The 2,370-nt window shown below is 46.2% G+C and carries 2 protein-coding genes; both read right to left on the bottom strand.

The genetic code is table 11. The features are described 5' to 3' along the window. Window positions 1–258: 258 nt before the first annotated feature. A complete protein-coding gene (locus L2729_RS21430) occupies window positions 259–1,371 on the bottom strand; it encodes an IS91 family transposase (protein WP_248990041.1) in 1,113 nt (370 codons plus the stop codon). Next, entirely contained in the window at window positions 1,368–2,258 is an 891-nt protein-coding gene (locus L2729_RS21425; RefSeq protein WP_248990040.1) for a tyrosine-type recombinase/integrase, read from the bottom strand. The genes L2729_RS21430 and L2729_RS21425 overlap by 4 nt, the downstream gene beginning before the upstream one ends. Between the last annotated feature and the right edge of the window lie 112 nt (window positions 2,259–2,370).

The following is a 2,370-nucleotide window of genomic DNA, read 5'->3' as shown; positions in this document are numbered from 1 at the left end:
TAACGAATAAGGATAGGCCGCGCGTAGCCGCGTCCTTATCCCGATTGTTGAACAAGCCCGAGTGATACCTTTATAGTGTAAATATCAGCGTAAGATCTTACGCTTTTTTGGTGTGTGGTGAGCAATAGAGTTTTCGTTAGCCATAGCGATCCCTTAGCATCGCCAGCTAATTTATTTACGTCAAAATATCAATTTCTTAATACCTCCTTATTCTTATTTTCCTCTGTATGTTAAATCTAGATTTTGTAGTCCTTCCGCTTAAACAGTGGCGTTAGGTTCCCTTGTTTTCTGCATGATAAAACTTGTCAGTCGTGCATGCTTTTTCCCATGTACCCCCATAAATTTCATCGGCTGCTGGCAGCAGGGGCAAGACCGTATCGCAACCACTTTTTTCACCTCAGCGATTATTGGAAACACCGCCCCAGCAACCGCTAGCATGAGCTGTATTTGCAGTCTTAGTTTTCGGCAACTTCCTTGCAGTAATCCATAGTCTCGTACTCGCCGTAATCCTTTTGGTAATACGTGTTGCAAGATCTGATAGAGAAATTTAACCGTGGGTAAGGTGCGTATTTCAGTGGTGCCAGTTTGGCTATTTTGATACTCAAAGCTGACGTGACCATCGATGTTGCTGATAATATTTCTGTCAGGTAAAACACCACGATAAAGATAGCGCGACAGGTATTTAAGCGCTGGAAGCCCTTTGCCAACGTGCTGGCAGTCAACAACCCACTTCTTGGGGATGGCTTCAGGAAGCTTGCAATTGAGCTCATCGGTTAGCTTTTCCAGCAAGCGTGCTCGCCATACTTTGGCGAGGTTAAAACTGTTAAACAGATATTTACCTTTGCTCTTGTGCCACTGCCTTTTGTCTTTGTTGAAACTGCCAGCGGGGATAATGAAATGGATGTGCGGATGGTAGTCGCGCCGTCTGTTATGGGTATGCAGTACGCCCGTAAAACCAATCTCTCCACCGAGTTGCTTTGAGTTTTTGGCGAAGTCCTTTAGCACGCTGGCAGCCACTGTAAACATCGCTTGATATATTGTCTCAGGTTGATGCTTTGCAATAACTCGAAGCTCAAAAGGCAATGTAAAAGTCACCATGTAATACTCCACGGGCAACAGTTTAGCCTGCTGTTTAGCAAGCCAATCTTCCGTGGTGTTGTGCTGACATTGCGGGCAACTGCGATGACCACAAGACAACGGAAAGTCAGCATGATGAGGGCAACTCTGACACGCCCACTGACTCGTTCTCTCAGTATTGGTGCGACAACTGAGCATGGCGAAAATAGCTTGTTGCATCGATGAGGTGATTTGCTGCTCATAGTGCGCGTTAAACTCATCAAGGTGGTCACGTAAAATGTCGATGAACGTCATACATTACACTCCCACTTCAGGGCTAAATCATCAGTCAGCTGATTAATCGCCTCAACCGTATTTTTACGAGTAATTTGAGTAAGACGTGTATATCTGGCGGTAGTATTAAGGCTGTTGTGGCCAAGTAAACTCTGAACGGAGCGTAAATCCAGCCCTTGTTCCAGCAGGTGCGTGGCATAGCTGTGGCGTAAGTTGTGTGGGCTGATAGATTTATGAATGTTGCACTCAGCAATGACTCGCTTTAAGGCTTTCTGAATGCCGCCTTTATCTATCATCGAATCCGGTTTACCGTCTTTACCAGGAAACATCAGGCGTGGATGGCGATGAGTTTGCCAGTAGTATCGCAGCGCTAATAAGGTGCGTTGAGGTAGAGGGATTAGCCTATCCTTACCGCCTTTAGCATCACGGATATGCACCTGCATCATCTGTGAATCCACATCACCTACTTGCAAAGAGATCCCTTCGCCGAGCCTAAGCCCCATGCTGTAGAGCACTAGAAAGAACACTTGATAACGCAGTTGTCGAGTGAGGCTAATCACGATGGCAACTTCAGTTGGGGTTAGGATATCGGGCAGTCGGTTGACCTGTGGAGGCTTAACAATGCTGAGCCACTCCCAGTGTTGGTTAAGCACATATCGATAGAAAAACTGCAAACCGTTACGGTCGAGCTTAACGGTGCTCCATGAGTGCGATGCTATCAGCTGAGCGAAGTAGCGCTTCAAATCCTCGGTAGTGAGGTTATCAGGGCAGCGGTCAAAGAAGGCGGCAATACGCCGTACTGCACGGCTATATGCATCGATGGTGGCAGGTCGCTTGCCTTGTAGTGTTAAGTTGGTAAGATGTTGTTCATAAAGAGAATCAAAGCGTTGCTGTTCAAATATGTTCATGACAATACTCCTAGTAATAATGGCCTAACAAGACCTGTACTAGTAAGTATTTAGGATGGGAGAGCAAAGAGGCTTGTTATCTCTTCTGCCGCATAGCGGCTTCGTTCAACAA

This window comes from Shewanella gelidimarina (assembly GCF_023283945.1).
Lineage (GTDB): Bacteria > Pseudomonadota > Gammaproteobacteria > Enterobacterales > Shewanellaceae > Shewanella > Shewanella gelidimarina.
Note: the sequence above shows the minus strand (reverse complement) of the source record. Positions and strands in the feature narration are given on the sequence as shown.